Origin of the sequence: Celeribacter sp. SCSIO 80788, assembly GCF_051054295.1 — a bacterium.
In the GTDB taxonomy this organism is placed as follows: domain Bacteria; phylum Pseudomonadota; class Alphaproteobacteria; order Rhodobacterales; family Rhodobacteraceae; genus Celeribacter.
Genome location: NZ_CP150482.1, coordinates 635,225 through 658,861 on the forward strand (window position 1 = coordinate 635,225; position 23,637 = coordinate 658,861).

General features: G+C 58.1%; 19 protein-coding genes, 3 tRNA genes and 3 rRNA genes. 22 read left to right on the top strand and 3 right to left on the bottom strand.

Annotated features, from left to right (window positions below):
* Window positions 1–6 precede the first annotated feature (6 nt).
* A complete protein-coding gene (locus tag V1471_RS03335) occupies window positions 7–1,029 on the top strand; it encodes a branched-chain amino acid ABC transporter permease (protein ID WP_434286888.1) in 1,023 nt (340 codons plus the stop codon).
* A 193-nt stretch (window positions 1,030–1,222) separates the two neighbouring features.
* Here V1471_RS03335 and V1471_RS03340 read toward each other — a convergent pair whose 3' ends face one another.
* The gene (locus V1471_RS03340) at window positions 1,223–1,864 is read right to left on the bottom strand and encodes a TetR/AcrR family transcriptional regulator (RefSeq protein WP_434286889.1); all 642 of its coding nucleotides are present in this window, start codon (window positions 1,862–1,864) and stop codon (window positions 1,223–1,225) included.
* A gap of 230 nt (window positions 1,865–2,094) precedes the next feature.
* Between V1471_RS03340 and V1471_RS03345 the strand changes: the two genes are divergently transcribed.
* The 12 genes from V1471_RS03345 to V1471_RS03400 all read left to right on the top strand — a co-directional run bounded on the left by V1471_RS03345 (window position 2,095) and on the right by V1471_RS03400 (window position 13,834).
* Window positions 2,095–3,096, top strand: a complete 1,002-nt coding sequence (locus V1471_RS03345; RefSeq protein ID WP_434286890.1) for an ABC transporter substrate-binding protein — start codon at window positions 2,095–2,097, stop codon at window positions 3,094–3,096.
* Between the two features lie 13 nt (window positions 3,097–3,109).
* Window positions 3,110–3,853 carry an ABC transporter permease gene (locus V1471_RS03350; protein WP_434286891.1) on the top strand — a complete coding sequence of 248 codons (744 nt, stop codon included), beginning with the start codon at window positions 3,110–3,112 and terminating at the stop codon, window positions 3,851–3,853.
* A 37-nt stretch (window positions 3,854–3,890) separates the two neighbouring features.
* Window positions 3,891–4,688, top strand: a complete 798-nt coding sequence (locus V1471_RS03355; RefSeq protein ID WP_434286892.1) for an ABC transporter ATP-binding protein — start codon at window positions 3,891–3,893, stop codon at window positions 4,686–4,688.
* On the top strand, window positions 4,681–5,484 hold the full coding sequence (locus V1471_RS03360; protein ID WP_434286893.1) for an ABC transporter permease: 804 nt from the start codon (window positions 4,681–4,683) through the stop codon (window positions 5,482–5,484). The genes V1471_RS03355 and V1471_RS03360 overlap by 8 nt, the downstream gene beginning before the upstream one ends.
* A gap of 34 nt (window positions 5,485–5,518) precedes the next feature.
* Complete coding sequence (locus V1471_RS03365) at window positions 5,519–6,721, top strand: FAD-dependent monooxygenase (RefSeq protein ID WP_434286894.1); 1,203 nt, start codon at window positions 5,519–5,521, stop codon at window positions 6,719–6,721.
* Between the two features lie 1,060 nt (window positions 6,722–7,781).
* A 16S ribosomal RNA gene (locus V1471_RS03370) occupies window positions 7,782–9,249 on the top strand.
* 156 nt (window positions 9,250–9,405) lie between these two features.
* Window positions 9,406–9,482, top strand: a tRNA-Ile gene (locus V1471_RS03375).
* A 24-nt stretch (window positions 9,483–9,506) separates the two neighbouring features.
* Window positions 9,507–9,582: transfer RNA gene (locus V1471_RS03380), tRNA-Ala, on the top strand.
* Between the two features lie 370 nt (window positions 9,583–9,952).
* Window positions 9,953–12,790 (top strand): 23S ribosomal RNA (locus V1471_RS03385).
* Between the two features lie 88 nt (window positions 12,791–12,878).
* Window positions 12,879–12,993: ribosomal RNA gene (gene rrf, locus V1471_RS03390) — 5S ribosomal RNA — on the top strand.
* The 16S, 23S and 5S rRNA genes sit together here with 3 tRNA genes alongside, the layout of an rRNA operon.
* A 55-nt stretch (window positions 12,994–13,048) precedes the next feature.
* A tRNA-Met gene (locus V1471_RS03395) sits at window positions 13,049–13,125 on the top strand.
* Window positions 13,126–13,513: 388 nt separating this feature from the next.
* Window positions 13,514–13,834, top strand: a complete 321-nt coding sequence (locus tag V1471_RS03400) for an oxidoreductase C-terminal domain-containing protein (RefSeq protein ID WP_434286895.1) — start codon at window positions 13,514–13,516, stop codon at window positions 13,832–13,834.
* Here V1471_RS03400 and V1471_RS03405 read toward each other — a convergent pair.
* Entirely contained in the window at window positions 13,792–14,070 is a 279-nt protein-coding gene (locus V1471_RS03405) for an SDR family NAD(P)-dependent oxidoreductase (protein ID WP_434286896.1), read from the bottom strand. The two genes, V1471_RS03400 and V1471_RS03405, sit on opposite strands and share 43 nt — an antisense overlap.
* Window positions 14,071–14,377: 307 nt before the next feature.
* Between V1471_RS03405 and V1471_RS03410 the strand changes: the two genes are divergently transcribed.
* The gene (locus tag V1471_RS03410; RefSeq protein WP_434286897.1) at window positions 14,378–14,680 is read left to right on the top strand and encodes a hypothetical protein; all 303 of its coding nucleotides are present in this window, start codon (window positions 14,378–14,380) and stop codon (window positions 14,678–14,680) included.
* 11 nt (window positions 14,681–14,691) lie between these two features.
* Here the strand turns inward: V1471_RS03410 and V1471_RS03415 are convergent, their stop codons facing one another.
* Window positions 14,692–15,696 carry a GntR family transcriptional regulator gene (locus V1471_RS03415; RefSeq protein ID WP_434286898.1) on the bottom strand — a complete coding sequence of 335 codons (1,005 nt, stop codon included), beginning with the start codon at window positions 15,694–15,696 and terminating at the stop codon, window positions 14,692–14,694.
* 309 nt (window positions 15,697–16,005) lie between these two features.
* Between V1471_RS03415 and V1471_RS03420 the strand changes: the two genes are divergently transcribed.
* The 8 genes from V1471_RS03420 (at window position 16,006) to V1471_RS03455 (ending at window position 23,635) form a co-directional block, all read left to right on the top strand.
* Window positions 16,006–17,028 carry an ABC transporter ATP-binding protein gene (locus V1471_RS03420; RefSeq protein WP_434286900.1) on the top strand — a complete coding sequence of 341 codons (1,023 nt, stop codon included), beginning with the start codon at window positions 16,006–16,008 and terminating at the stop codon, window positions 17,026–17,028.
* Window positions 17,028–17,939 (top strand): ABC transporter permease, encoded by a 912-nt coding sequence (locus V1471_RS03425; RefSeq protein ID WP_434286901.1) that lies wholly within the window; start codon window positions 17,028–17,030, stop codon window positions 17,937–17,939. Before V1471_RS03420 ends, V1471_RS03425 begins: the two co-directional genes overlap by 1 nt.
* 3 nt (window positions 17,940–17,942) lie before the next feature.
* Window positions 17,943–18,785 (top strand): ABC transporter permease, encoded by an 843-nt coding sequence (locus V1471_RS03430; RefSeq protein WP_434286902.1) that lies wholly within the window; start codon window positions 17,943–17,945, stop codon window positions 18,783–18,785.
* Window positions 18,785–19,513 (top strand): SDR family NAD(P)-dependent oxidoreductase, encoded by a 729-nt coding sequence (locus V1471_RS03435; RefSeq protein WP_434286903.1) that lies wholly within the window; start codon window positions 18,785–18,787, stop codon window positions 19,511–19,513. The genes V1471_RS03430 and V1471_RS03435 overlap by 1 nt, the downstream gene beginning before the upstream one ends.
* A 24-nt stretch (window positions 19,514–19,537) precedes the next feature.
* Complete coding sequence (locus V1471_RS03440; RefSeq protein WP_434286904.1) at window positions 19,538–20,290, top strand: SDR family NAD(P)-dependent oxidoreductase; 753 nt, start codon at window positions 19,538–19,540, stop codon at window positions 20,288–20,290.
* A 74-nt stretch (window positions 20,291–20,364) separates the two neighbouring features.
* Window positions 20,365–21,585 (top strand): ABC transporter substrate-binding protein, encoded by a 1,221-nt coding sequence (locus V1471_RS03445; RefSeq protein ID WP_434286905.1) that lies wholly within the window; start codon window positions 20,365–20,367, stop codon window positions 21,583–21,585.
* Window positions 21,586–21,665: 80 nt separating this feature from the next.
* Window positions 21,666–22,733, top strand: coding sequence for an ABC transporter ATP-binding protein (locus V1471_RS03450; RefSeq protein WP_434286906.1), 1,068 nt, complete (start codon window positions 21,666–21,668; stop codon window positions 22,731–22,733).
* 23 nt (window positions 22,734–22,756) lie between these two features.
* Window positions 22,757–23,635 carry a polysaccharide deacetylase family protein gene (locus V1471_RS03455; protein ID WP_434286907.1) on the top strand — a complete coding sequence of 293 codons (879 nt, stop codon included), beginning with the start codon at window positions 22,757–22,759 and terminating at the stop codon, window positions 23,633–23,635.
* The last annotated feature ends 2 nt before the right edge of the window (window positions 23,636–23,637 follow it).

Genomic DNA, 23,637 nt, shown 5'->3' on the forward strand with positions numbered 1-23,637 from the left:
TTTGACATGACTGTGACTGACATTTCTCCGGCCAACACCGCGCGCAACATCTCTTTTGCTCTGCGTGGGATCATGCTCATTGCCGTGCTGGCTCTGGCCTTGGCGCCCATGTGGGCGAGCCGGGCGGATCTGCGGCTTTTTATGGAGGCGCTGTCCTTCCTCGCGCTTGCGCAGATGTGGAATCTGCTGGCGGGTTACACGGGGCTGATTTCCGTGGGTCAACAGGCGTGGGTCGGACTTGGGGGCTATTTTTTCTTCGCTCTGGCCATGTTTGCGGGGATGCCGGTTTTGCTTGCGATCCCGCTGGCCGCGATTGCCGCCGCGCTTGTTGCCCTGCCGACGGCCTGGGTCGCCTTTCGCCTTCAGGGGGCGTATTTTGCGATCGGCACATGGGTTATCGCGGAAGTGTTTCGCCTGATCGCGGCGCAGAACGGCGCTTTGGGCGGCGGCTCGGGGATTTCCCTGCCTGTCGAGATTGCAAAATCTCTGGCCGAAAGCCGCAACGGGCGCGAAATGGTCATGTATTATCTGGCCTTCGGGATCGGCATTGCGAGCGTCGTCTTGGTCTGGCTATTGCTGCGCTCGAAATGGGGTCTCGCGCTTACCGCGATCCGGGACAGCGAACCGGCTGCCGAAGCCATGGGGGTCGTGACGCGTCGGGTGAAATTCCTGATTTACATCCTGACCGCAGGGGTGACGGCGCTCACCGGTGCGTTCATCTTTCTGCAAAAGCTGCGGATCACGCCGGACGCGGCGTTTTCCGTCAATGAATGGACCGCATTCGTGATTTTCATCGTGGTGATCGGGGGGCTTGGTTCCATCGAGGGGCCGATCATCGGTGTGCTCGTCTTCTTTGCGCTGCGAGAGATCGCCGCGGATTGGGGAAGCTGGTATCTGATCCTGATGGGGGCGATTGCAATCGCTGTCATGCTCATCAACAAGCGCGGCATCTGGGGGGCGGTTCAGGCGCGCTGTGATGTCGCCGCTTTCCCGGTCCGTAAAATTCTGCCGGAGCGTCCGCGGGATTAGGGCGCAAGCTCAACAGAACCCGGAGCAGAGCCTGAAGAACATCCCTTGAGGAGGGGCTGATGAACTTGGCTTGGGCGGGGCCGTCTCGTGGCCGCTGATCATGATCGCAGGCTCTGCCTCCCGCTCTTTCCAAACCGGTCCTGACATTCTGCGGCTCGCCGGCGATGCCCTGCGTCCGGGGGCCGCTTTCGCTTCAGGTGGCGAGCAAGCCGCCGACGGAAAACGCGACCGTGGTTTCGAGAAGATCGTCTGTCGCATCCTCCGACATGGCCAGTTCCTTGAGCCGGTTTGTGTCGGAAAACGCATAGAGATAGGCCCCGACCATCAGCGACATTTTTTGATAGATCAGTTTTTCCGGCTGCTCGGGGAGCAGCGCCACGAGCGCCTCGACATAGGCGCGGGTGGAGTCGTCATATACCTCTCGGCGCAGCGAGAAGGACAGGGGTTCCGGTTCCATGTGCAGCCGCCCGTGCAGCCGCAAAAACGCGCGCCCCTGATCGGTGTGGCGCAAATCGGACGAGGGTTGAAGGAAGGCGCGTACAAGCGTGACGAGGCTCAGGTCGCCATTGTTTTGCAGAAGAATGAGCCGGTCCATCCGCTGCTTGGCGATGTCGAGCCCGCGGCGTAAAAACACCTCGCGGAACAGGTTTTCCTTATTCTTGAAATAATAGGCCGTCATCGCGGAGGTCACATCGGCGGCGTCGGCGACCTGGCGCAGGGTCGTGCCGGAATACCCCTGTTCCGCGAACAGAATCTCTGCCTTGTCGAGGATTTTATCGGCCAGATTTCTCTGACCTTCCGGGCGTCCGACGCGCTTTTGTTTCGTATGTGCCATGCAGAGTCGTTATCCCGTTCGTGACTGTTGGGCAATGCTGCGCGCAAGCTCTCTCTCAATCGGCTTAAAGACTGATCATCTCAGCGCATACACTGCTTTATAATCCATCTCTTTTATAATGATGTGTTCCGTTTTTCCATAAAAATGAGCGGGATAAAAATTAATTACTTGATTAATTAATTGAGTCGTCCCTATGGTCACCCCATAAGCACAACAACAGGGAACGCTCAATGAAACGCTTTATCCTTGGCGGTATGACTGCAACCGCCTTGACCTGCCTCTCTGCGCAGGTCTTTGCCCAAGATTTGCCCGAAGTCACCCTTCAGGCCGTCGCCGGAAGTCTCGGCGGGGTGCCGATGATGATCATTGAAGGCGAGGGGCTCGATGAGAAATACGGCTTTGACGGCACTTTCGAATATCTGCCGCACGAAGGCATTTTTCAAAACTTCCTGATCGGCAACGCCGATGTGTCGATGGACAACGATCTTCTCGGTGTGGCTTTCGCCCGCGAGGAGGGGTTTGACATCACCTCCTTCTATCCGGTCGGCAACCTCTATCTCGGCATCGTCGTGCCCGGAGACTCGGAGGCAAAGACGCCCGAAGATCTGAAAGGCAAGAAGGTCGGCCATTTCGGCGCCGACAGCGGCACCACCATGTTCATTCGGCTGATCGTCGAAGAAATGTACGGTTTTGACGTGCTCGAAGAGTATGACCTGTCCCAGGTCGGCCCTGCGGCGCTTGTCTCGCTTCTGAAGGAAGGCGAGGTCGAGGCGATTTTCGATTTTGAAAGCTTCGTCTCTGAGGCCATCGTCGCCACCGACGGGCGTTACCTGCTTCAGGCCTATTCCGACTATGCCGATTTCAATGGCGGTTTTGCCCCCTGGATCACCAACATGGTCGCGCATGGCGAGTGGCTCAAGGACAACCCGGAGCTGGCCTACGGCGTGCGCGATGCCTATGACGAGGCGGTCGCGATGCTCGAAGAGACCAATTACGAGATCCTGCGCAAACCCTATATCCGCGAGAAACTCGGTATCACCAGCGATGACGTGCTCGATGTGCTGATCGAGAATGGGGCCTCTCATCACTATTTCACCACGGACTGGTCCGAGGACAAACGCGCGGCGGCGACCGCGTTTCTCGAAAAACTGGCCGAGGATGGTGAGGTGCTCCAAAACGTGCCCGATGGCATGATGGTCACTCTCGAAGATTACGTCGGCCCGCGGCCGTAACCGGGTTCGTGAGATGACCGCACTCCAAAAGCAGGTTTGGGCCTATCTGGCCCTCCTGCTCCTCATCCCCGCGTGGTTTCTGGCGCATCAGAATACCACATTCATTGAAAGCCCGGTGACGGTTGCCAAGGCCTTGCCGCATTTCCTGTCCCAGCCCGACACCTGGAGCAACATCGGCATCACACTGGCACGGGTTATCTTCGGATTGCTCATGGGCGTTGTGGCCGGGTTCGTGGCCGCCTTCGCGATGACCCGTTCGCGCCTTTTGGGCGATGTCCTGAGCTATTACGTGACCGCAGCGCTGCGCACGCCAAGTGCGATTGCCGCGATCCTCGCTCTGGCGATCTTCAAAGGATCTGAGGCGGGCTATGTACTCGTCGTGGCCTTCATCACCTTTCCCTATATGGCTGTCGGTCTGCGGGACGGGTTGGCCAGCGCCGATCACGATCTCGATGAAATGGCGCAGGTCTATCACCTCGGACTTGTGACCAAGATCCGCCATGTCTGGGCCCCCTTCGTGGCGCCTTACATTTTCTCCGCCCTGCGCAATGCCCATGCGCTGGCGTGGAAGGTGATCGTGGTGGCCGAGATTTTCGGGGCTGCGAAAACCGGGTTTGGCGCGCAGTTCGAACATGCCTGGAGCTACATGATCATGATCGAGGTCCATCTGTGGCTCCTTGTCTTCATGGCCATTGTGCTGTTCGCGGAATACGGCCTGATCCGGACCGCCGAAAAATACGTCTTCCGCTGGCGCTGAGAGGCGCCTGCGAGAACCAGACACTCAAGGAATAACAATGACACAAGATCCCCGTCCCTCAGTGCTCAAGGCCGTCAATCTCGGCGTGTCCTATGGCGAGAGCGAGGCTGTCGCGCAGCTCGATTTCGACATCAGGCGCGGTGAATTCGTCGCCATTCTCGGCCCGTCCGGCTGTGGCAAATCCTCGATGCTCAATGTCATTTCGGGTCTGCGTGCGCCGTCAAAAGGCCGCGTGTTGGTGGAAGAGGAGGAACTCTTCACCGCTCGATCAAAACCGCCGCGTCTGGGCTATGTGTTCCAGTCGCACCGCTTGCTGCCCTGGCGCACGGTGCGCCAGAACCTTGAGATCGCGCTGGCGGCCTCCGAGGTGCCGCGCAACACGTGGGAGGCGCGGATCGACGAAATCCTCGCAATCCTGCACATTTCCCAATTCAAGGACGCCTGGCCGATGCGCCTTTCGGGCGGCCAACGCCAGCGCGTCTCCATCGCCCGGGCGCTGTTGGTCGATCCGTCTTATATTCTGATGGATGAACCGCTCTCTACGCTCGACGAAGTGACGGCGCGGTCGTTGCGTCAGGAACTCACCGGGATTTGTCAGCGCACCAATGCGACCGTCGTCTTTGTGACCCACTCGATCCGTGAGGCGGTTTTCCTCGCTGACCGTATCCTGATCCTGACCAAAGGTCCGGCACGGATTTTCGAGGATTACAAAGTGCCGCTTGAGCGTCCGCGCGACTATGACGATGCCCGCATCGCCGAGGTCGAGGCCGACATCATTCGCCGGGTGCAAGCGCCCTGGGGCCTTGCCGTGCGAGAGGAGAGTTCCGTTGCCTGATCTTCCTCTCACCAACCCTATCGGGTTCGTGCGCAAACGCGACTGGATCGCCATGGTGCCTGCGCGTCTTCTCAGTGGGGCGATCGCGCTGATCTCGATCCTGCTGATCTGGCATGTCATGTCGATTGCCTTCCGGCCCTGGGTGCCCTCGATCGAAGCCACATTCTCGGCCATGGGGCGTGCCCTTCAGAGCGGGGCCTTCTGGGACGACTTCTTTGTCACTTTGGGTCGAGTCCTCGCATCGTTCTTTGCGGCCTCGGTCGCGGGTGCCATTCTGGGGCTGGTCATCGGCCTCAACGAAAAAGCCGAGGCGTTTTTTCAGCCGCTTCTGGCCCTGGCGCTTGCTGTGCCGGACCCGGTCTATATCATCTTCGCCATTCTGGCCGTCGGCACGGGCGAAATGGCCGGTTTCATTGCGCTCACCATCGCGGTGGCGCCCTTTGTCACCAATATCGTGCGCTCCAATGTGCACGCGCGGGACAAAAGCCTCGATGAAATGGCACAAATCTATCACCTGCCGCGCAATGTCCGGCTGCGTGCGGTTCTGATTCCGCAACTCATGCCCGCACTTTTGACCGCGATGCGCTTTTCCTTCGCTCTGTCCTGGAAACTCGTCGTCGTGGTTGAAGCCATCGGACAGCCCGATGGCATCGGCGCCTCGATCTTCAACAGCTTCCGCACGCTGCGGATGCGCGAGGTGGCTGCTGTGGCGATCATTTTCATCCTCGCGATGCAGATTCTGGAACGCGGCGTTTTGGGGCGGGTGGAAAAGAAACTCTTGCGCTGGCGCGAATGAGCGCCCGCAACACACTATAAGAAAAGGAAAAAACATGAAGATCGGTATTATCGGCGGTGGCATTGGTGGCACCGCAGCGGCCCATGCTTTGCTCTCGAAAGGTCACGAGGTCACCATTTTCGAACAGGCCCCCGCCTTTGGCGAGGTTGGCGCGGGGGTGCAGATGACCCCCAATGCGGTGAAAGCGATCAAGGGGCTTGGGCTTTATGAGCGCTTTCTTGAGAGCGGCTTTTTCCCCAAGGCCATTGTCGGACGCAACTGGCAAACCGCGCGGGAAAATTTCCGCATCGACCTTGGGGCGGAGTTTCAGGCCCATTACGATGCGCCCTACATCCACATTCACCGCGCCGATCTGCTCGATCTGTTCGCCAATGAACTGCCGCCCGAATGCTGTCGTTTTGGCGTGAAATGTACAGGCGTTGAGTTGACCGAAACCGGCGCGCGCGCGCTGTTCGAGGATGGCAGCACGTTTGAGGCTGATCTCATTGTCGGTGCCGACGGGGTGCGCTCTGCCGTGCGCGGCTCGCTCTTTGGCACCGGCGATCTGCGCTGGACCGGGCATCAATGTTACCGCGCTCTGGTGCCGACGGGCGGTGTGGTGGATTACGTCAATCCCGACAGCACCTTCTGGATGGGGCCGAACGCTCATGTGGTGACCTATTACGTCAAAGGCGGCGAGATGGTGAACATCGTGGCCGTGACGGAGGCCTCCGAATGGGTCGATGAAAGCTGGAGTACGCGGGCGTCTCATGACGACATGCTCGCCGATTTCGCCGGCTGGCACCCGGATTTGGCGGAGCTGTTCTCCAAGGTGGACGAGGTCTACAACTGGGGCCTGTTCGACCGCGACCCGATGGAAAGCTGGACGAAAGGCGCGGTGACGCTTTTGGGCGATGCCTGTCACCCGATGCTGCCTTTCCTGTCGCAGGGGGCGGCCATGGCGATCGAAGACGGCTATATCCTCGGCGAAGCTCTGGCGCTTTATCCTGACGATCTGGCCGGAGCCCTCGCGGCCTATGAGGCCGAACGTCGTCCGCGCACCTCGAAAGTCCAGCTCGAAGCCCGCGAACGCGGCCGGACCTATCATTTGCCGACCGAGGAGGAGATGGCCGCTCGCGATGCCGAATATGCCCGGCGCGCCAAGGAAGATCCGCGCACGACTGGGATCAATACCGATTGGGTCTATGACTACGATCCGCGAAGCTTTGCATCCCGGATGCGCGAGCTTGCCGTGTGACAGACAAAGACTCGAAACGGGTATGGTAGAAATGAGAGCTTGCCCCGTATTTTGCGGGGCAGGTTCTGCATGTCACGGCGTCGCTCTGTCAGGAGAGCTTCCCATGAGGCGGGCAGGGGGGCGAGTTTAACGCGGGGCACAGCCTGTTCTTTCAAGGGGAAAGAGCCGCCTTTTCCCGAGGGGCGTCATTCGACGCGGCATCAAGGTGTAGCGTTCTGGCCATGCTGAGACGGGTTCGAGTTCGTCTTACAGCACAAAGCAGGGGATATGCTTGCCCGCACGATTTCAGATCCCGGAGCTGCGCCCTTGTCTGTGTCGTGCGCAACCTCTGGCGGGGCGTGTTTTCCTGAGCATTCAGTTGGGGGACGCGGTGAAAGACGTGGGGGGAGGCGTGGGGGGCAGGGTTGAATCGCCCCCGATTCACCGTCGATTTGTGTGGTTTTGCGGTATCGATACCAAATGTTGCGTTGGCCTGTGTGGATAAGGGGTTTTCGTTTCGCGGCAGGCGTCCTGATTGGGGCAGGCAATGCGGGGAAATCGCTGGTTGCTAAAAAACTCAACGAAATAAAACATTTTAAATCAGTGGCTTGAGTGAAAAATGCAGACATTCGTCATTTTTCTTTCAAAAAGCGCTTGCGGGTTCTGAGCACTCGCCTTAGAACCCCCTTCACCGGCGGCGCAGACAGCGCGGCACGGGGCGCCAGACGGACTGGCCGGGATGCTCGGAAGGGTTTCTTGGACGGGAAGCGAGGCAGAAAATTTGAGGCAGATCTGGGCGGGCGCGCCGTAAGTTAGGGCGCACTGGTCTGGTTTTTGTCTCTGGCTCTTTGAAATTGATAGATGAACGAAGAGATATGTGGGCGGTTTGGTCTTAACGACAAGAACGTCTGTATATCGCACTCTTAGAACTCAGGTTCGATGATAGAGTGTCAGCTTCACTGTTTGTCGGCTTTCGGTATCTTTTGGTACCAAGCACGAGAAACAGTTTCCTGGAACCTTAGCCGGTTTCAGGAGTGATGTGCAGAGGTTCGACGTCAAGGTTAGCATAGTAATATGCTTTCAACTTGAGAGTTTGATCCTGGCTCAGAACGAACGCTGGCGGCAGGCCTAACACATGCAAGTCGAACGAAGCCTTCGGGCTTAGTGGCGGACGGGTTAGTAACGCGTGGGAACGTACCCTTTGCTACGGAATAGTCCCGGGAAACTGGGTTTAATACCGTATACGCCCTTCGGGGGAAAGATTTATCGGCAAGGGATCGGCCCGCGTTAGATTAGGTAGTTGGTGGGGTAATGGCCTACCAAGCCTACGATCTATAGCTGGTTTGAGAGGATGATCAGCAACACTGGGACTGAGACACGGCCCAGACTCCTACGGGAGGCAGCAGTGGGGAATCTTAGACAATGGGGGCAACCCTGATCTAGCCATGCCGCGTGAGTGATGAAGGCCTTAGGGTCGTAAAGCTCTTTCGCCTGTGAAGATAATGACGGTAGCAGGTAAAGAAACCCCGGCTAACTCCGTGCCAGCAGCCGCGGTAATACGGAGGGGGTTAGCGTTGTTCGGAATTACTGGGCGTAAAGCGCGCGTAGGCGGATATTTAAGTCAGAGGTGAAATCCCGGGGCTCAACCCCGGAACGGCCTTTGATACTGGATGTCTTGAGTTCGAGAGAGGTGAGTGGAATTCCGAGTGTAGAGGTGAAATTCGTAGATATTCGGAGGAACACCAGTGGCGAAGGCGGCTCACTGGCTCGATACTGACGCTGAGGTGCGAAAGTGTGGGGAGCAAACAGGATTAGATACCCTGGTAGTCCACACCGTAAACGATGAATGCCAGTCGTCGGCAAGTATACTTGTCGGTGACACACCTAACGGATTAAGCATTCCGCCTGGGGAGTACGGTCGCAAGATTAAAACTCAAAGGAATTGACGGGGGCCCGCACAAGCGGTGGAGCATGTGGTTTAATTCGAAGCAACGCGCAGAACCTTACCAACCCTTGACATCCTGATCGCGGATTAGAGAGATCTTTTCCTTCAGTTCGGCTGGATCAGTGACAGGTGCTGCATGGCTGTCGTCAGCTCGTGTCGTGAGATGTTCGGTTAAGTCCGGCAACGAGCGCAACCCACATCCTTAGTTACCAGCGGTTTGGCCGGGGACTCTAGGGAAACTGCCCGTGATAAGCGGGAGGAAGGTGTGGATGACGTCAAGTCCTCATGGCCCTTACGGGTTGGGCTACACACGTGCTACAATGGCATCTACAGTGAGTTAATCTCCAAAAGATGTCTCAGTTCGGATTGGGGTCTGCAACTCGTCCCCATGAAGTCGGAATCGCTAGTAATCGCGTAACAGCATGACGCGGTGAATACGTTCCCGGGCCTTGTACACACCGCCCGTCACACCATGGGAGTTGGGTCTACCCGACGGCCGTGCGCTAACTCTTCGGAGGGGCAGCGGACCACGGTAGGCTCAGCGACTGGGGTGAAGTCGTAACAAGGTAGCCGTAGGGGAACCTGCGGCTGGATCACCTCCTTTCTAAGGATGTTTCTAGCTCCCGAGAAAGTTTACTTTCTCTCGACGTGAAACACTTAGCAGCTACATAGTAGCATAGATCAACAATAGTTGATCAAACTCGGCCAGGCCGTCCTCATATCTCTTCGTAAAGTATCACAGACCTACCGGTCTGGACTTGGGTCGGTAGCTCAGGTGGTTAGAGCGCACGCCTGATAAGCGTGAGGTCGGAGGTTCAAGTCCTCCTCGACCCACCACTAATTCGCTGAAACAGCGAGTATGGGGCCTTAGCTCAGCTGGGAGAGCATCTGCTTTGCAAGCAGAGGGTCATCGGTTCGATCCCGATAGGCTCCACCATTACCACTAAGATTACATCAGCAAGCACTGAGATCAGTGTTTGCTCGTCTAATCTTAGACGACAATTGACATCGTATAGAGAGATTAAATGCAACATCGTTGATCGCCCAAGTGAGGGTTGATCTCGGTCGCTTCCGCAAGGAAGGCGCATGACAGACCACATTCCCGGTCTCAGTGCGTATCGCGGCTGAAAAGATGATGTTGCCCAAGTCAAGTAAACTAACCAAGTTGCGGTTCTACGGAATTGCAGCGCGTTTCCGATCCCATACAAGATCGGAAGCGGGAAAGTATGCTTTTGGTCCTGAAAGTATAGAGTTGCTCTTACCAGCTGCAGCTCTCGTAAGACGTAAGTTTTGCTCTTTCTGGATCAAATCAAGCGCGAGAAGGGCGTTTGGTGGATGCCTTGGCAGTAAGAGGCGATGAAGGACGTGATACTCTGCGATAAGCTATGGGGAGCCGAGAATAGGCTTTGATCCATGGATTTCCGAATGGGGGAACCCACCTGACAGTTCGATATAATAGCTTAGGCTGCTTATATCTTGCTGAAACAGGTACTTTTAACCTGAACACATAGGGTTTTAAGAGCAAACCCGGGGAACTGAAACATCTAAGTACCCGGAGGAAAGGACATCAATAGAGACTTCCCTAGTAGCGGCGAGCGAACGGGAACCAGCCGAGCACGATGAGTGACTGGAACAGATTGGAAAGTCTGGCCATAGCGGGTGACAGCCCCGTACAGGAAGCTTTGAGTGACGTATTAAGTAGGGCGGAACACGTGAAATTCTGTCTGAAGATCGGGGGACCACCCCCGAAGGCTAAGTACTCCTTACTGACCGATAGCGAACCAGTACCGTGAGGGAAAGGTGAAAAGCACCCCGACGAGGGGAGTGAAACAGTTTCTGAAACCGGACGCCTACAAGCAGTCGGAGGGACCTCGAGTCCTGACGGCGTACCTTTTGTATAATGGGTCATCGACTTGGTCTTACGAGCAAGCTTAAGCCGTTAGGTGTAGGCGCAGCGAAAGCGAGTCTTAATAGGGCGCATGAGTTCGTGGGATCAGACCCGAAACCGAGTGATCTAGGCATGACCAGGATGAAGGTAAGGTAACACTTACTGGAGGTCCGAACCCACACCTGTTGAAAAAGGTCGGGATGAGTTGTGCCTAGGGGTGAAAGGCCAATCAAACTCGGAGATAGCTGGTTCTCTGCGAAATCTATTTAGGTAGAGCGTCATCCGAATACCCCGGGGGGTAGAGCACTGGATGGGTAATGGGGCCCCACAGGCTTACTGATCCTAACCAAACTCCGAATACCCGGGAGTACTAGATGGCAGACACACTGCGGGTGCTAACGCCCGTAGTGAAGAGGGAAACAACCCTGACCTCCGGCTAAGGCCCCTAATTCATGGCTAAGTGGGAAAGCAGGTGGGACGACCAAAACAACCAGGAGGTTGGCTTAGAAGCAGCCATCCTTTAAAGATAGCGTAACAGCTCACTGGTCTAGATAAGTTGTCCTGCGGCGAAGATGTAACGGGGCTCAAGCCATGAGCCGAAGCCGAGGATGCCGTAAGGCATGGTAGCAGAGCGTGGTGTGATATAGCTTCATGCCTCCTTAGTACTGATCTTCTTCGAAGACAGTTCATTGGAGGCTCGAAGCTTTCTGTGAAGCGGGCGCGTGAGCGATCCCGTGGAGAGATCACCAGTGAGAATGATGACATGAGTAGCGACAAACAGGGTGAGAGACCCTGTCGCCGAAAGTCCAAGGGTTCCTGCTTAAAGCTAATCTGAGCAGGGTAAGCCGACCCCTAAGGCGAGGCCGAAAGGCGTAGTCGATGGGAACCAGGTTAATATTCCTGGGCCAGAGAGAAGTGACGGATCGCAAAGGTCGTTCATCCTTATCGGATTGAATGGGCGGCTGAGCGGTCCCTGGAAATAGCCTCTCATTAGATCGTACCCTAAACCGACACAGGTGGACTGGTAGAGAATACCAAGGCGCTTGAGAGAACGATGTTGAAGGAACTCGGCAAAATACCTCCGTAAGTTCGCGAGAAGGAGGCCCAGTTTCTACGCAAGTATTGGCTGGGGGCACAAACCAGGGGGTGGCGACTGTTTACTAAAAACACAGGGCTCTGCGAAGTCGCAAGACGACGTATAGGGTCTGACGCCTGCCCGGTGCCTGAAGGTTAAAAGGAGGGGTGCAAGCTCTGAATTGAAGCCCAGGTAAACGGCGGCCGTAACTATAACGGTCCTAAGGTAGCGAAATTCCTTGTCGGGTAAGTTCCGACCTGCACGAATGGCGTAACGACTTCCCCGCTGTCTCCAACATCGACTCAGCGAAATTGAATTGCCTGTCAAGATGCAGGCTTCCCGCGGTTAGACGGAAAGACCCCGTGCACCTTTACTACAGCTTCACACTGGCATCAGGCACAACATGTGCAGGATAGGTGGTAGGCTTTGAAGCAGGGACGCCAGTCCCTGTGGAGCCTTCCTTGAGATACCACCCTTGTTCTGCTTGATGTCTAACCGCGACCCATTATCTGGGCCCGGGACCCTGTGTGGCGGGTAGTTTGACTGGGGCGGTCGCCTCCCAAAGAGTAACGGAGGCGCGCGAAGGTTGGCTCAGAGCGGTCGGAAATCGCTCGTTGAGTGCAATGGCAGAAGCCAGCCTGACTGCAAGACTGACAAGTCGAGCAGAGACGAAAGTCGGCCATAGTGATCCGGTGGTCCCGAGTGGAAGGGCCATCGCTCAACGGATAAAAGGTACGCCGGGGATAACAGGCTGATACTGCCCAAGAGTCCATATCGACGGCAGTGTTTGGCACCTCGATGTCGGCTCATCTCATCCTGGGGCTGGAGCAGGTCCCAAGGGTATGGCTGTTCGCCATTTAAAGAGGTACGTGAGCTGGGTTTAGAACGTCGTGAGACAGTTCGGTCCCTATCTGCCGTGGGTGTAGGATACTTGAGAGGAGTTGCCCCTAGTACGAGAGGACCGGGGTGAACGATCCACTGGTGGACCTGTTATCGTGCCAACGGTAGTGCAGGGTAGCTATGATCGGAAAGGATAACCGCTGAAGGCATCTAAGCGGGAAGCCCCCCTCAAAACAAGGTATCCCTGAGGGCCGTGGAAGACCACCACGTCGATAGGCTGGAGATGTAAGTGCAGCAATGCATTCAGTTGACCAGTACTAATTGCCCGATAGGCTTGATTTGATCCAGTAAAAGCAAAACTGCTCTTACTCAAACGAAATCAAAAGCATACACAAAACTTACTTGACTTGGACATAAGCTCATTATTCGGTTTGGTGGTCACAGCGTCAGTGAAACACCCGATCCCTTCCCGAACTCGGCAGTTAAGCACGATTGCGCCAATGGTACTGCGTCTTAAGACGTGGGAGAGTAGGTCACCGCCAAACCTAATAATCAGCTTATAAATCTCTCTTACGATGCTTCACACCTATTCGACCCTGACGCGGGATGGAGCAGCCCGGTAGCTCGTCAGGCTCATAACCTGAAGGTCGCAGGTTCAAATCCTGCTCCCGCAACCAAGGTCGAATAAATCCAAACATGCCCGTCCAGACGACTATTGATCCCAAGGATCAATCGCTTAACGTCTGAACCTCGTCAGGCTCATAACCTGAACGTCGTAGGTTCAAATCCTACTCCCGCAACCAAATATATCGCATATATACAACACTATAGCGCCCCAACGGGCGCTTTTGGCGTTGTAACTCCGCGCTACACATTCCCCAAAGAGTACAAACCGTTCCGAACATCCCCGTTTCCTCCCTACAACGTCAGCGTTGTCGAACTGACGCCGCAGCTGCTCGGCCGGGCGGCGAGGACGGTCCGGAAAGTGCCGTGGTGATGGTCGGATATTGGAGCGCTGAATCTTCAAATCGCAGGCCTCCTCACCGGGGTTGACCGTCAGGTCGAATGCAGGACGTCGGACGGACGGTTAAATCGGTCTATCATCTGCGCGACGGGGGACTGGTTGCGGTCGAAACCCTGAACAGTGCGAGCGAGCATATGTTGGCGCGGCAGATGATCGCTGCCGGGTTCATCCCCCGCGCCGGATTTGATGCGGCTGGGAGATGCCCGAGCACTCAAGTCCGCCTTTCAAGAACAGCGCTTGCCTGGGTAAGGGCTTGGGGCGGATGGACCGTCGTTGTCGCAGCGTCTCAACGGATCGGAAGCCCGACGCGGTGTTCGCGTCAGGCTATTTGTTCAGCTCTTGTGTTCAGGCCGGGCGGATAGGGCAGTTTCAGCTCCGTCTGTGCCCGACAATCCTGAAGCGCATCGCGGAGCGTCTCTTTCAGCACCGGGTGGTAGAACGGCGTGCCGAGACACTCGGTTAGGGTCATGCCGATCACCGCGTGTTTCGTTGTGGAATAGATCGACGAGGTCGCGACCCCAGCCTTGCCCGCCACAGAGGAGAGATTGAGGATCGCGCCGGGTTTTTGCGCCATCATCCGTTTCATTTCCTCCTGCATGCAAAGCCACGGGCATTGACGGAAAACACGAAGTCGAAATCGGCGGGGGCATAGTCGACAAGGGGCGAACTCACCGGCTCACCCCGATCCTCGGGGCCGCGCCACTGACGAAGGTGGTTTCTCTTGTCGTGAGATATGTTCTCGATGCGGCAGAAACCGTGTTCGCAGAACAGGGAGGCGATGTGCTTCTGGAGGGGATTTCCGCAAAGGCAGGGGGCTACCGGATGACGCGTTACCGGCATTTCAAGGATCGTGAGGCGCTCTGTTTCGCCGTCCTTGAACGCAAGCCGTGCTTTTGGAGGAGCGGATGGCAGAGCTGGGCGACGATCCGAATGCCTGCGCACAGATCAACGATATGTTGATGGAAATGTTCATCACGAACCAGGCTATGGTCGACGGGTTGAGCCGATCTTCAGGGCATCGTGTACAGGGCGACAGCCTGCGGCAGCGTGTGGTCGATCGTCTGGCCGGATCGCTGCAGAGGGCGCAGGCTGTGGGGGATGGTGCGATTGCCGCCCGAACCGAGCGGGGGCGGCAATCGCGGAGCATCCTGCAATACGGTTTCATGTGCGCCGGTGGCGCCGCAGCGAGATCTGTGGACGAAACGTGACGCGGAGCGGGTCAGGTGAATTGCAGGTAGGATGGAAAATCCGGTGGAGGCGGCAGGATCGCGGTGATCTTGAGTTGCGCAATCGTGCGATCGCGCGCCTTTGTCAGATGCATCGCCAGCATGCTTTGCGCTGCCTTGACAGAGCCCGAGAGAGCAAGCTCGATCACCTGGCCAAGCTCCAGAATGGATTGCGTGTCGGGCGGCAGGCCAAGCGAAAAGAAGGCGGCCTGGCAGGCTTCGAGAGCGAGCCGGTTGTTCGAGGCGTAATTCGCCAGATCCTCGTTGGGCGTCGTGAGGACAACCATTTCAAAAAAACGTCTGTCCAGTGAGAACCACTGTGCCGGTGTTGGCGGTGCGTCTTTGCACAGGGTTCGGATTTCTTCGGCCAGATCGCGCAGTTTTTCCGTCGGCAGTTTTGCCGAGGACAGTGCGGCCACTTCCAGAATACCGCGCAACTCATACTTATCCTTGATTTTTTTCGAGGTCAGAGGTTCTACGATCCAGCGGGAGGTGCGGTTCTTGTGAACAAGGCCGCGTTCCTGAAGGCGCCCGAGCACATCGCGGATGATCGTACGTGAGACGCCGTATTCTTCGGCCATCTGCGCTTCGACGATACGATAGCAGCCGAATACCGGGCAGCGTGTGACGTAATAGGCGACATCGTCGTAGACCCGCAGCCAGCTCGGTTTGCCGGCGCTGCCATCGAGCGTACTGAGATCAAGCTCGATGCGACGCAGATCGTCACGCTTCGGAGCGCCAGTCGCGCCGGTGACGATGAAGCCCCGCCCGGAAAAGCGTTCGACGCCGCCCTCGATCTCGATGAGTTCGAGGGCACGTTTGACCGTAGCGCGCGACATGTCCAGCCGTTCGGACAGCGCGCTCTCCTGTAGAACGAGGCCGGGGTAGAGGTGACCCTGCGCAATATTGCTGCGAATGAATTCTGCCGCCAGCTCGAAAAGCGACGCGCGCTTGTCGCTGTCGTCGCTGCTGCGGGACGTGTCTTCGGAAACGATCATTCTGGCCTCGTTCGGGAATCTTCCCCTGAGAATAGGTGGCCGCTCTTGGGGTTGAAAGTATTTTGTTTTTGAATACAGAAAATCGAAAAATTATCAATGCGATGTTTTGAAGTTCATTGGGTAAGCAGAAAATCTCCAGATAGTTCTATTTATTGAGCAGATTTTTGAAGTCTGTATGTCTGAATTTCTGAATATAATGACTTTTAGGATGCAAAAATCATTTTTTACTTTACGACACGTTGAGTAATGATGTTTGTATCAAAAAAATCAAAAATCTCGACGCGGGGGATAAGACATGAGGGATACTCAGTGCTGACATTAAGCCAGGTAAGTCGCAGATATGGCGGCACGGTCGCGCTGGATGGCGTGGATTTCGTCGTTCCGGACAACACCTACATGTCCCTCTTGGGGGCATCCGGGGCGGGCAAGACGACGCTGCTACGTCTGATCGCGGGGTTCGAAGAGCCGGATCAGGGCACGATCTCCATCGACGGGGAGAGGCTCGACGGTCGGCCCCCGCATCTGCGTGACATCGGGTTTGTGTTTCAGAACTTCGCCCTGTTTCCGCATCTGACGGTGGCCGAAAACGTCGCCTTCGGTCTGCGTCACCGTGCCCATGCGCCCCTGACCAATGAGACCGAGATCAAGGATCGCACCGAAGCGGCGCTGGAGCTGGTTGGTTTGACCGGCTTTGGTCATCGCGGCGTCAGTGCCATTTCCGGCGGTCAGAGACAGCGCGTCGCGCTGGCCCGTACGCTCGTGTGTGAACCGCGTGTCGTTCTGCTCGATGAGCCGCTCGGCGCGCTGGACGCGAACCTGCGGGCGCGGATGTGCGATGAGCTGAAGGCGATTCGTGAACGGCTTGGCGTGAGTTTCCTGCATGTTACGGGCTCCGAAACCGAGGCGCTCACCATGGGTGACAAGGTCGCCGTGCTTGCCAATGGGCGGATCATGCAGTCGGACGCACCGGACACGCTGTTCAGCCATCCCGGCAATGCCGAGGCTGCACGCCATCTGAATGCCTGGAACATCTTCGATGCCGCGCTTTGCGGGGCCGAGATGGGGCAGGGCTCGATCGCAGTGCGCTTCGATCAGATGGATGTGAGCCCCGAAGGAGCTGCGCCGACGGGGCGCCCGCACCTGCGCGCGACCTATCTGACCGGTGAATTCAACGGGCCGACCGCCTTGTCCTTCTTCCGCGCCGAAGACGGCACGCTTTTGCAGGTCGTCGACCATCTCAGCCAGCCACGCCTTCCCGATCTGGTCGAAGGCCAAGGCTATGATCTCCATTTCGCAGCCGATGTGCTGCGCCAATTCCACGGAGCCGCCTGATGACCGCCCTGTCGACGGACACGCCGTCCACCCCGTCTCATTCCCCCGCCGTCTTGCGTGAAAAGAAAGACCGCCGCCGCGCCATCGCGCTTTTGACGCCGGGACTTCTGTGGATGTTCTTCTTCATGGTCCTGCCGATGGCCATGGTGATCTATGTGTCTTTCTGGACGCAAACGACGTTTTCGGTGAACCCGACGCTGACCACGGCGAGCTGGGAGCGCTTCATGAGCTCCGCCACCTATCTCAGCGCGATTTGGACCACCTTGCGGATCTGGATCATCGTGCTGATCGCGACCATCGTGGTGGGCTATCCGGTGGCCTTGTTCATCGGGCTTTTCGTGCGCAACAAGACGCTTCAGACCGCGCTCCTGGTGGCCTGTGTGATCCCGTTCTGGACCTCGTTCCTGATCCGCGTCATCGCATGGCGTCCGATGCTCGGCACCGAAGGCGCGATCAACGTGATCCTGATGAAACTCGGGATCATCCATGAGCCGCTGACCTTCCTGTTGTTCTCGGAATTCTCCGTGCTCGTCGGCATGACGCAGATCTATTGCGTCTTCATGGTCGGACCGATCACCTTCATGCTGGGCCGGATCGACATTTCCGTGATTGAAGCCGCCCGCGATCTCGGCGCCTCTTTCGGGACGATTTTCCGCCGCATCATCCTGCCTTTGTCGCTGCCGGGGGTGATGGTCGGGTCGATCTTTGTCTCCGTCATGGTGCTGGGCGAGTTTGCCACCGCCGCCTCCCTGTCGGGCCGCAAGACCAACCTTCTGGGCAACATCATCGTGAGCCAGGTCGGTTCGCTCAAATGGGCCTTCGCCGCCGTCGCCGGTGTGGTTCTCACCATCATCATCACCGCCGTGATCGCGCTCGCCCTGCGGCTCGTCGATTTGCGAAAGGAAATGTGAGCCATGGAATCCCGCATCCTGCGTCCCACCCTCGCCATTTATACTGTTCTCTTCCTGCTCTTCCTCTATGGGCCGATGATTGTCCTTGCGATCCTGTCGTTCCAGAGCGCCGATGGCGGGCCGCAATTCCCAATCCGCGAGTGGTCCGTCTACTGGTATGAGCACCTCCTGGGCTTTGCCGAAACCTCCCGCGTCTCGCAACTTCCGGTGGGCGATAGCCTGATCCGCTCGATCATCCTCGCTTTCATGACCACGGTGGTCTCGACCGTTCTGGGCGTGATGAGCGCCGAAGCCTTCCGCACCCGGTTCAAGGGCTCGGGTCCGGCGTTCTATCTGATCATCCTCGGCATGATGGTGCCCGGTGTTCTGGTGGGTCTTGGTATGGCGCTTTTGTCCAACACTCTGGGCATCGCCCGGGCGTGGTGGGGCACCTCTTTCGTGCTGCATGTGGTTTACACATACCCCTTCGCCTTCCTCGTGATGCTGGCCATTTTCAACCGGTTCGACCGCACCGTCGAAGAAGCCTCGCTCTCCTTGGGTGTAAGCCCGGCGCAGACTTTTCGCCGCGTGACCTTCCCGATCATCTTCCCCGGTGTGCTCTCCGCCATGCTGTTCTCCTTCACGCTCAGCTATGACGAATTTGCCCGCACGCTCTTCACCGCAGGTCGCGATCTGACGCTGCCTCTGGCGATCTACGGGACGTTCTCGGTCGAAATCTATCCCAACATCTTCGCCTTCGGTGTGCTCACCACGCTGTTCAGCTTCACCCTACTGGTGATCTACGGCCTGCTGATGAAGCGCTTCACCGCCAAGGCCTCCCGTTATTCCGGTCAGGAGGACGCATAATGATCGCTCTCGTCACGGGCGCAGGCTCCGGCATCGGTGCCGCCATTGCGCTCCGCCTTGCCGCCGACGGTCACACAGTTGCCGTCAACGATCTCTCACTTGAGGCCGCCAAGGCGACCGTCGAGAAAATCCACGCCGCCGGCGGTGTCGCAGGCGCCTATGCTGCCGATGTCAGCGATGAGGCCGCCGTTACCGAGATGGTCGATCTGATCACCGAAGATTTCGGCGCGCCGGAGATTTTGGTCAATAACGCGGGCTTTGGCCATCAGGCGCGGTTCACCGAGATCGAGCCTGCCATGTTCGACAAAATCTTCGCCGTGCATGTGCGGGGCAACTATCTCTGCACCCGCGCGTGTCTGCCTGCGATGCTCGCGAAGGGGCAGGGGCATATCGTCAACATCGCCTCGCAGCTCGGACAGATCGGCGGCGTGGAACTGGTTCATTACGCCGGCGCCAAGGCTGCGGTCATCGGTATGACGAAATCGCTGGCCCGTGAGGTCTCCGCCCAAGGCGTCCGCGTCAATGCCGTGGCGCCCGGGCCGATCAACACGCCGCTCGTGGAGGCGCTGTCCGAGGAGTGGAAGACCGCCAAGCGCGCGGAACTTCCGCTTGGGCGCTTTGGCTCTCCGGCGGAGGTCGGTGGTGTCGTCTCCTTCCTCGTCTCTGACGATGCCGCTCTGTTCGTCGGGCAAACGCTCGGGCCGAACTCCGGCGACGTCATGTTGTGATCCCAGAAAATGGAAAGCTCTCAAATGGATAAACGTATTGTTCTCGTCACCGGTGCGGGCATCGGCATCGGTCGCGCAGCCGCTTTGGCCTTCGCGGCCAAGGGCGATCATGTGATCGTCACCGATGTGCTCGAAGACAAAGGCCAAGCGGTCGTCGCCGAGATCGAAGCCGCGGGCGGAAGCGCCGAGTTTCACGCGCTGAACGTGCGCTCGACCGAGGCGGCGGATGCGTTGGTTGGTGGTCTCAACGAACGCTTCGGTGGTATCGACGTGATCGTCGCCAATGCCGGGATCGCGCTGCGTGTGCCGATGGCGGAGATGACCGACGAGACCTGGCACGAAACGCTCGACGTCGATCTCTACGGCATGATGCGGGTGATCCGTCCGGCGCTTCCGGCGATGAAAGAGGGCGCTTCGATCATTTGCCTCTCTTCGATCATGGGCACCAACTACGGTTGGGATGAGCATGTGCATTACTCCACCGCCAAAGCCGGTGTGATCGGCATGATCCGTGGCCTCGCCGTCGAATTCGCCGCCAAGGGCATTCGCGTGAACGGTGTCGCCCCCGGCTATATCCGCACCGCGCAGCTTCTCAATCCGGGCCACAGCCTTGGCCCGGACGCGGCCGAGATCGCCTCGCCCTACATTCCGATGAAGCGTCTGGGCGAGCCTGCCGAGATCGCCAACGTCATCACCTTTCTTGCCTCCTCCGATGCGTCTTACCTCACCGGTCAGGTCATCACCGTGGACGGGGGGCTGACCCCCGGCCGCTACTGAGGTCGCCAACGAGGGGCGACGAACGCCTCCGCACTTCGCTCAATGTCACCACGTCATCAACAGGGAAAGACACCATGACTTTGAAATCCAACCGCCGTACCTTTCTGAAATACGGGGCCGCCGCGGGTGCCGCAGCCCTCGGCTCTGGCCTTCACCCTTGGTCGCGCATGGCCTATGCCGCCAACCTCGGCGATCAGGAGCTGCGCACCACCGGTCTGTCGACCACGGTGCAGGACCGCATCCTCGAGATGTTCAAGGCCCAGACCGGCGTCGGTGCCGTGTCCGGCACGCCCTCGACCTACCCGGATGCCCAGACCAAAATCCTCTCCGGTTCCTCGGATTACGATTGCTGGGAAATCATCGGCGAACGTCTTCCGGCGCTGATCGCGACCGACAATGTCGAACCCATTCCGGCGGCTGACCTGCCGAACTGGGCCTCGATCCGCGATACCTTCACCAAGACCGACCCGAAATGGGACGCGCGCGCGCAGATCTCCGGTCAGATCTGGGCCGATGAGGCGAAAACCCAGCTCTACATGGTGCCGGCGGTCTACAACTTTGACTCCATCGGCTATAACCCCGAGGTCCTCACCGACGAGGAAGCCAACACCTGGACTGCGCTGTTCGACGAGAAGTGGAAGGGCAAATCCGGCCTGAACGTCGACCCGCTCATTGCCATCGGTCAGGCCATCCTCGCCATGAACTCGCTCGGTCTGCTGGAAGCCAAGAACCCCGGTAACCCGACGATGGACGAGATCGACGAAGCGGCGAAATTCCTGATCTCCAAAAAGAAAGACGGCCAGTTCCGTGCGCTTTGGGGCGATTTCGGCGAGCTCGTCAACCTGATGGCTTCCGGCGAAATGGTCGTCTGCGACGCATGGCAGCCCGCCGTCATGGCCGTCAAAGCCCAAGGCAAGCCCGCCAAATACGCGACGCCGAAAGAAGGCACGCGCGGCTGGGCGATCGGGCCGTCGATGCTCAAAGGCACGCCGAACCGCGAAGCCGTCATCGCCTATGCCAACTTCTGGCTGTCGGGCGAGCCGGGCATCGCGGTCACCGAACAGGGCTACTACTCGCCCTCGACCAACATCAAAGAGGCGATGGACCCCGACGCCTATGCCTTCTGGTACGAAGGGGCGCCGTGGAAAGGCGAAGCCGAGCGCGGCATCAACCCGGGCGATCTTCGCGATGGCGGCTCGCTCGAAGAGCGCGCGTCCAACGTCGCCTACTGGCACCAGTGGCCGGATGAGTATGACCATCTGATCATGCGCTGGGACGAATTCCTGAACGCCTGATCCGAGTTGGCGGGCGGTCCATTCACCTCTTCCGGGCTGCCCGCCCATTTCCTGAACATATAACACGAAAGCTGATCGCCATGCTCTACGATCTCGAGCTGATTTCCGTCGGCAAGACCTATTCCGATGGCACCGTCGCCGTCTCCGATTTCGATCTGAAAGTGGAGAAGGGCGAGTTTGTGGCCTTTCTCGGCCCGTCGGGCTGCGGCAAATCCACGACGCTGCGGATGATCGCCGGGTTCGAGGACATCACTAATGGCGAGGTCATGATGATGGGGCAGAACGTGACCCACATCCCGCCGGAAAAACGTCCGACCTCGATGATTTTCCAAAACTACGCGCTCTTCCCGCATATGACGGTGCGCGAGAACGTGGCCTTCGGTCTCGACGTCAAAGGCACGCCCAAGGCCGAGCGCAACCGCAAGGTGGACCGCATCCTCGACATGTTCGATCTGGAACAATTCGCGGATCGCAAGGCGGACAAGCTTTCGGGCGGGCAGCGTCAACGTATCGCTCTGGCGCGGGGGCTGGTGGTCGAACCGGAAATCCTTCTGCTCGACGAACCGCTTGGAGCGCTCGACGCCAACCTGCGCCGGATCATCCAGAACGAATTGAAACTTCTGCAACGCGAACTGGGCATCACCTTCATCTTCGTGACCCACGCGCAATCCGAGGCTTTGGGCCTGTCGGACCGGGTTGTGGTCATGTCGAACGGTGTGGTGGAACAGATCTCAGCCCCGCGCGAGCTGTATCGCCGTCCGCAAACGCCCTTTGTCGCCGACTTCATCGGCTCGAACACGGTGTTCGAAGGCACGCCGAAAGGCGCCTCCGACATGGGCTTCGGTCTGATCGAAACGCCTTATGGTGTGATGAAAGGTGTGGGGCAGGGCGATGAGACCCTTGCGGTCGTTCCCGCCGAAGCCTTCCGCATCGCGCCGCAAAACACGCCTGACGAAATCCGCCTCGAAGGGGTTCTGGCTGAACGCCATCTGGTCGGCGCGGTCGGGCATCTCAAGGTCCGCCTGCCGGGCGAACGCGACGTTGCCGTCGAGGTCAGCGCCGACCGCCCCGAAGTGCGCGCCCTGACCCCCGGTGCGCCGGTCACTCTCGGGATCGACCCGGCCTCCATCACCCTCATTCACGCTTAATCATCCAACAGGAGACTTATCCAATGGCAAAAGAAATTCTCGTCGGTTTCGGGATTGATGTGGACGCCGTGGCCGGCTGGCTCGGCTCCTACGGCGGCGAAGACAGCCCGGACGACATTTCCCGCGGCATGTTCGCAGGCGAGGTCGGCTCGATCCGTCTGCTCGACCTGTTCGACAAGCTCGGTGTCAAAACCACCTGGTTCATCCCCGGCCATTCCGTCGAAACCTTCCCGGAGCAGATGAAAGAGGTCGCCAAACGCGGCCACGAGATCGGCATCCACGGCTACAGCCACGAAAACCCGATCGCCATGACCCCGGAGCAGGAAGAGGCGGTTCTCGACAAATGCATCGGCCTGATCACCGAGCTGTCCGGCAAACGTCCGACTGGCTATGTCGCACCGTGGTGGGAATTCTCAAATGTCACCAACGAGTTGCTTTTGAAAAAAGGCATCAAATACGATCACTCTCTGATGCATAAGGATTTCGAACCCTACCGCGTTCGTGTGGGCGATACCTGGACCAAGATCGACTACGCGGGCAAGCCCGAGGACTGGATGAAGCCCTTGGAGCGTGGCGAGGAAACCGATCTGATCGAGATCCCGGCGAACTGGTATCTCGACGACCTGCCGCCGATGATGTTCATCAAGAAATCGCCGAACTCGCATGGTTTCGTGAACCCGCGCGACATCGAGCAGATGTGGCAGGACCAGTTCGACTGGGTCTACGAGAACATGGATTACGCGGTCTTCCCGATCACCATCCACCCCGACGTTTCCGGTCGCCCGCAGGTGCTTTTGATGCTCGAACGCCTGTTCAGGCACATGGCCTCGCATGAGGGTGTGAAATTCGTCACCATGAACGAGATGGCGGACGATTACGACGCGAAATTCCCGCGCGGCTGACT

Bases quoted from the DNA above. Each gene is read 5' to 3' on its own strand.
- V1471_RS03335 (WP_434286888.1), top strand. From the start codon at position 7: ATGACTGTGACTGACATTTCTCCGGCCAACACCGCGCGCAACATCTCT.
- V1471_RS03340 (WP_434286889.1), bottom strand. From the start codon at position 1,864: ATGGCACATACGAAACAAAAGCGCGTCGGACGCCCGGAAGGTCAGAGA.
- V1471_RS03345 (WP_434286890.1), top strand. From the start codon at position 2,095: ATGAAACGCTTTATCCTTGGCGGTATGACTGCAACCGCCTTGACCTGC.
- V1471_RS03350 (WP_434286891.1), top strand. From the start codon at position 3,110: ATGACCGCACTCCAAAAGCAGGTTTGGGCCTATCTGGCCCTCCTGCTC.
- V1471_RS03355 (WP_434286892.1), top strand. From the start codon at position 3,891: ATGACACAAGATCCCCGTCCCTCAGTGCTCAAGGCCGTCAATCTCGGC.
- V1471_RS03365 (WP_434286894.1), top strand. From the start codon at position 5,519: ATGAAGATCGGTATTATCGGCGGTGGCATTGGTGGCACCGCAGCGGCC.
- V1471_RS03400 (WP_434286895.1), top strand. From the start codon at position 13,514: ATGCAGGACGTCGGACGGACGGTTAAATCGGTCTATCATCTGCGCGAC.
- V1471_RS03405 (WP_434286896.1), bottom strand. From the start codon at position 14,070: ATGCAGGAGGAAATGAAACGGATGATGGCGCAAAAACCCGGCGCGATC.
- V1471_RS03410 (WP_434286897.1), top strand. From the start codon at position 14,378: ATGGCAGAGCTGGGCGACGATCCGAATGCCTGCGCACAGATCAACGAT.
- V1471_RS03415 (WP_434286898.1), bottom strand. From the start codon at position 15,696: ATGATCGTTTCCGAAGACACGTCCCGCAGCAGCGACGACAGCGACAAG.
- V1471_RS03425 (WP_434286901.1), top strand. From the start codon at position 17,028: ATGACCGCCCTGTCGACGGACACGCCGTCCACCCCGTCTCATTCCCCC.
- V1471_RS03430 (WP_434286902.1), top strand. From the start codon at position 17,943: ATGGAATCCCGCATCCTGCGTCCCACCCTCGCCATTTATACTGTTCTC.
- V1471_RS03435 (WP_434286903.1), top strand. From the start codon at position 18,785: ATGATCGCTCTCGTCACGGGCGCAGGCTCCGGCATCGGTGCCGCCATT.
- V1471_RS03440 (WP_434286904.1), top strand. From the start codon at position 19,538: ATGGATAAACGTATTGTTCTCGTCACCGGTGCGGGCATCGGCATCGGT.
- V1471_RS03445 (WP_434286905.1), top strand. From the start codon at position 20,365: ATGACTTTGAAATCCAACCGCCGTACCTTTCTGAAATACGGGGCCGCC.
- V1471_RS03450 (WP_434286906.1), top strand. From the start codon at position 21,666: ATGCTCTACGATCTCGAGCTGATTTCCGTCGGCAAGACCTATTCCGAT.
- V1471_RS03455 (WP_434286907.1), top strand. From the start codon at position 22,757: ATGGCAAAAGAAATTCTCGTCGGTTTCGGGATTGATGTGGACGCCGTG.